5 protein-coding genes are annotated in these 5,086 nt (G+C 36.1%); 4 read left to right on the top strand and 1 reads right to left on the bottom strand.

Going from position 1 to position 5,086, the window contains the following annotated elements; translation table 11 throughout:
• On the top strand, nt 1–330 hold a 330-nt coding region (locus tag ABIZ51_06755; protein ID MEO7088476.1), incomplete at its 5' end, for a T9SS type A sorting domain-containing protein.
• Nucleotides 331–434: 104 nt separating this feature from the next.
• On the opposite strand, the gene ABIZ51_06750 is transcribed toward ABIZ51_06755, so the two are convergent.
• A complete protein-coding gene (locus ABIZ51_06750; GenBank protein ID MEO7088475.1) occupies nt 435–1,622 on the bottom strand; it encodes a phosphoglycerate kinase in 1,188 nt (395 codons plus the stop codon).
• A gap of 133 nt (nt 1,623–1,755) precedes the next feature.
• Between ABIZ51_06750 and ABIZ51_06745 the strand changes: the two genes are divergently transcribed.
• The 3 genes from ABIZ51_06745 to ABIZ51_06735 form a co-directional block, all read left to right on the top strand.
• Nucleotides 1,756–3,300 carry a glycine--tRNA ligase gene (locus ABIZ51_06745; GenBank protein ID MEO7088474.1) on the top strand — a complete coding sequence of 515 codons (1,545 nt, stop codon included), beginning with the start codon at nt 1,756–1,758 and terminating at the stop codon, nt 3,298–3,300.
• Between the two features lie 81 nt (nt 3,301–3,381).
• Nucleotides 3,382–4,059 (top strand): response regulator transcription factor, encoded by a 678-nt coding sequence (locus ABIZ51_06740; protein MEO7088473.1) that lies wholly within the window; start codon nt 3,382–3,384, stop codon nt 4,057–4,059.
• The coding region (locus tag ABIZ51_06735; GenBank protein ID MEO7088472.1) for a HAMP domain-containing sensor histidine kinase at nt 4,056–5,086 on the top strand (1,031 nt) is incomplete at its 3' end. The genes ABIZ51_06740 and ABIZ51_06735, both read left to right, overlap by 4 nt.

The following is a 5,086-nucleotide window of genomic DNA, read 5'->3' as shown; positions in this document are numbered from 1 at the left end:
GAAACTAATTCGAATGGATGCTCTTCCACTTCAGCAACAGATACAGTTGTCAATACAGGAATTGCAACAAATAATTTGATTAATTCTTTCAATGTGTTTCCAAATCCGAACAATGGTAATTTCGAAGTAGATTTTTCTGTCAGTAATATGGATAATTACACCATCGAAATTCACAATGCAATTGGACAATTGGTGTATCAAGAATACTTGAGTAATTACACAGGAAAATATGCCAAACAAATCAATTTGAGCAATTTCGGAAAAGGAATTTACATGCTTTCCTTGACAAATTCGCACAACCAGAATATCAAAAAACTGATTGTGCTTTGAGAGAATAGAAAATAAAAAAGGGTTCAAAAAATTAATTTTTTGAACCCTTTTTTTTGTGCTCATTTTTTCTCTCTCAAAAAATTATTTTTTTGAGAGAGAAAATTTTAGGCTTCAATTGCACTTACTCCTGGCAATGTTCCGCTCTCAATGTATTCCAGTAAAGCGCCACCGCCCGTAGAAACATAACTTACGCTCGTTCCCATTTTATATTTATTGATAGCTGCTACGGAATCGCCCCCGCCAATCAACGAGTACGCGCCGTTTTTCGTTGCTTTTACAATGGCTTCTGCAATTGCTTTGGTGCCTTTTTCAAAATTCGTCATTTCAAAAACGCCCATCGGACCATTCCACAAAATAGTTTTGGATTGAGCAATAATTTCGTTGTATTTTTTAATGGTTTCTGATCCAATGTCCAAGCCCAACCAGCCATCTGGGATATTTTTAATATCGCATTGTTTCGTCATTGCTTCGTTCGAAAACGAATCCGCAATAATGGTATCTTCCGGAATGTGAATGTGTACGTTTTTCTTTTTCGCTTCCGCGAGAATATTTTTTGCGATGTCCAATTTATCGTCTTCCACCAAAGAGTTGCCAACCCTTCCGCCTTGAGCTTTTACAAAGGTATACGCCATACCACCACCAATAATCAGATGATCTATTTTATCCAATAATTTAGTGATAATTAAAATTTTTCCAGAAACTTTTGCGCCGCCGATAATCGCGGTAAGCGGGCGCTCCGCGTTATTTAACACTTTGTTAATGCTTGTTAATTCGCTTGCCATCACGTATCCAAACATTTTATGCGTAAAAAATTTTGCAATCACTGCAGTGGAAGCGTGCGCGCGATGTGCCGTTCCGAAGGCATCGTTTACATAAACATCTCCGTACGATGCCAATTCTTGCGCAAAAGATTCGGTGCCGGCTTGTTCTTGTTTATAGAAACGTAAATTTTCGAGTAATAAAACTTCTCCGCTTTTTAATTCTTGTGCCATTTTTTTCGTGTTCGCGCCCAAACAATTATTTGCAAATTTTACAGGAATACCAAGCAATTCGTAGATATGTGCGACAATGTGTTTCAAAGAAAATTTTTCTTCTGGTACATCTTTCGGTCGACCGAGATGCGACATTAAAATAACAGAACCTCCATCATGCAAAATCTTTTTTATGGTCGGGATGGCTGCACGAATACGCGTATCATCCGTAATGTGAAAATGTGCATCTAAAGGCACGTTAAAATCTACGCGCACCAAGGCTCTCTTTCCTGAAAAATTAAACGTGTCTATTGTTTTCATCTGAAAATAATTTTGTTTTTTCGTTCTGCAAAAATAATTTTTTAAACGTCGGAAATCGTCATTCGAAAAATTATTTTTTCGAAGCGTTATTTTCTCTTTGTAAAAAACGCCGCTTTATTTCTATTTTTGCAGCATGGCAAACAACGAAGATCTTTTTAAAAACATTATTTCGCACGCAAAAGAATACGGATTTGTTTTTCCGAGCAGCGAAATTTACGATGGCTTAAGTTCCGTTTACGATTACGGTCAATACGGCGTAGAACTGAAAAAAAACATCCGCGAATATTGGTGGAAATCGATGGTGCAAATGCACGAAAACATTGTAGGCATTGATGCTGCGATTTTTATGCATCCCACTACTTGGAAGGCTTCTGGACACGTGGATGCTTTTAACGATCCTTTGATTGATAATAAAGATAGTAAAAAAAGATACCGCGCAGATGTGCTAATTGAAGATCATGTAGCGAAAATAGAAGCAAAAATTCAGAAAGAAATTGACAAAGCAAAAGAGCGTTTTGGCGATCAATTTAATGAAGAACAATTTTGCGCAACCAATCCGAGAGCGTTGGAAAATCAAGCAAAAATCAACGATATCAATACACGTTTTAAAAGCGCACTCGAAAAAAATAATTTAGAAGATGTTCGCCAAATTATTATTGATTGTGAAATTGTTTGTCCGGTTTCCGGAACTAAAAATTGGACGGAAGTACGTCAATTTAATTTAATGTTTTCCACGCAAATTGGCTCTGTGAGCGATGAATCAGGAACTGTTTATTTGCGCCCGGAAACAGCGCAAGGAATTTTCGTGAATTTTTTAAATGTACAAAAAACAGGACGAATGAAAATTCCGTTTGGGATTGCACAAACTGGAAAAGCCTTTAGAAACGAGATTGTAGCACGACAATTTATTTTCCGGATGCGCGAATTTGAGCAAATGGAAATGCAATTTTTCGTGAAGCCGGGAACAGAAATGGAATGGTATAGTTACTGGAAAAAAGAACGTATCAAATGGCATCATACGCTCGGTTTTTCTCCCAATAATTATCGTTTTCACGATCATTTAAAGTTGGCGCATTATGCCAATGCCGCTTGCGATATTGAATTTAATTTCCCATTTGGATTCAAGGAATTGGAAGGGATTCACAGTCGTACTGATTTTGATTTAAAAGCGCATGAAAAACATTCCGGAAAAAAATTGCAATATTTTGACCCTGAATTAAATCAAAGTTATGTGCCTTATGTGGTGGAAACGTCGATTGGATTAGATAGAATGTTTTTGGCAGTACTTTCGCAATCGTATCAAGAAGAACAATTGGAAGATGGTACAAGTCGCACCGTACTTCACATTCCGACATTTTTGGCACCCGTAAAAGCAACAGTTATGCCTCTTACAAAAAAAGATGGATTGCCCGAAAAAGCACGCGAAATAATGGATTCATTGAAATTTGATTATATCTGTCAGTACGATGAAAAAGATTCTATCGGCAAGCGCTATCGCAGACAGGACGCTATCGGTACGCCTTTTTGCATTACGGTAGATCATCAAACTTTGGAAGACAATACGGTTACGATTCGTCATCGCGATACGATGCAACAAGAACGAATTTCAATCAATAATATCGCTCAATTGATAGCAGATAACGTGAGTTTAAAGAAAATAATGGAGCTCGAAAAATAATCTTTTGAGTATGTTTTTTGTCGGTTGAAAAAATTATTTTTTGAATCCACTTTTTCGTTTTCATTTTAAACAGAAAAAACAATGAAAATACTCCTTATTGAAGACGAAAAATCTTTGCTGGAATCCTTGGTTTCTTATTTAAAACAATCAGGACATCTGTGCGAAAGCGTTGAAAATTTCAAAGAAGGAAGCTTGAAAATAGCGATGTATGAATACGATTGCGTAGTGCTGGATGTTGGATTGCCCGACGGAAGCGGTTTTGATCTCATCAAAGAAATAAAAAATAAAAGTTCAGAAACTGGAATTATTGTTATTTCTGCTAAAAATGGACTGGACGATAAAATTACAGGGCTGAATATTGGCGCGGATGATTATCTGACCAAACCTTTTCATCTTTCTGAATTGGATGCGCGCATTCGCTCGCTTTTCCGACGAAGAAATTTACATGGGAATAACGATATTCTTTTCAACGAAATTCTTATTCATCCGAATGAAATGAATGTTTTCGTCAATAAAAAAAAGGTGGTATTTACCAAAAAAGAATATGAAATGTTGTTGTTTTTTATTTCTAATCAAAACAAAGTATTGACAAAAGAATCCATCGCAGAGCATCTTTGGGGCGACGATTCAGATATGGCGGACTCCTTTAATTTTATATACAGCCACATCAAAAATTTGCGAAAAAAACTAATGGACAATGGCGCCGAAAATTACCTGCATGCTGTTTACGGAATCGGCTATAAATTTTCAGCGGCATGAAAAAACTACTTCATAAAACCAATCGTTATGTGGTTTTTTTATCACTTGGTATTTTATTAGCAGGTAGTATCGCTGTCTATTTTTCGATTATTTATATGGTGGATGCTCAAATTACAGAACATCTTTCTTTTGAACAAAAAAAGGTGGAAATGCAATTGAAAAATGGCGAAAATTTTTCTGCAATCGAGCTAAACGTAGGTGATAAAATACACGTTGATACGCTCGCTACTTTTTTCCAGAATCATTCCTACACGCGCGATACGACTCTTTTTGATGTCAGTGAGCAAGAACAAATTCCATATCGGCAACTTATTTTTCCAATTTCGATAAATGGGAAAAAAAGTACAATTACAATTTCAAAATCCTTACTCGAAACGGAAGATTTCGTTGAAGGAATTGTGATTATTGTTGTTTCCATTGCCTTCATTTTAGTACTTGCTTTGTTTTGGATGAATCGTTGGGTTTCTAAAAAAGTGTGGGCTCCTTTTTATCGAACCTTAGCGGAATTGCAAGCATTCGACATACACAAGTCTGGAAAAATAAATTTTGAAACGAGTGATATTTTAGAGTTCAGTGAGTTGAATAATGCGGTGGGAAAAATGACAGCTAAAATGTTTTCTGATTACATTAATCTGAAAGAATTTACGGAGAATGCGTCGCATGAGATTCAAACCCCTTTGGCAATTATCATCGGGAGGTTGGAATTGTTTCTGCAATCGGAAAATTTATCACAAGAACAATCAAGACAAATACAAGGTGCCTACGAGGCAACAATCCGACTCTCCAAGCTAAATCAAGGTTTGGTATTGCTTACGCGAATTGAAAATAGGCAATACAAAGACAGTGAAAAAATATCTATCGGAAAAATAATTGAAGAACGAATACTTGCCTTGAATGATTTTATCGCAAAAAGAAATTTACAGATAAAACTGGATTTGGAACATGAAAAATGGATAACGATGAATGCCGAATTGGCAACTATTCTGATTAATAATTTGATTGGAAATGCGATTAAACATAATGTAGA

The organism is Bacteroidia bacterium, assembly GCA_039924845.1.
Taxonomy (GTDB): domain Bacteria; phylum Bacteroidota; class Bacteroidia; order DATLTG01; family DATLTG01; genus DATLTG01.
This window is presented reverse-complemented; position numbering and strand designations above follow the sequence as displayed.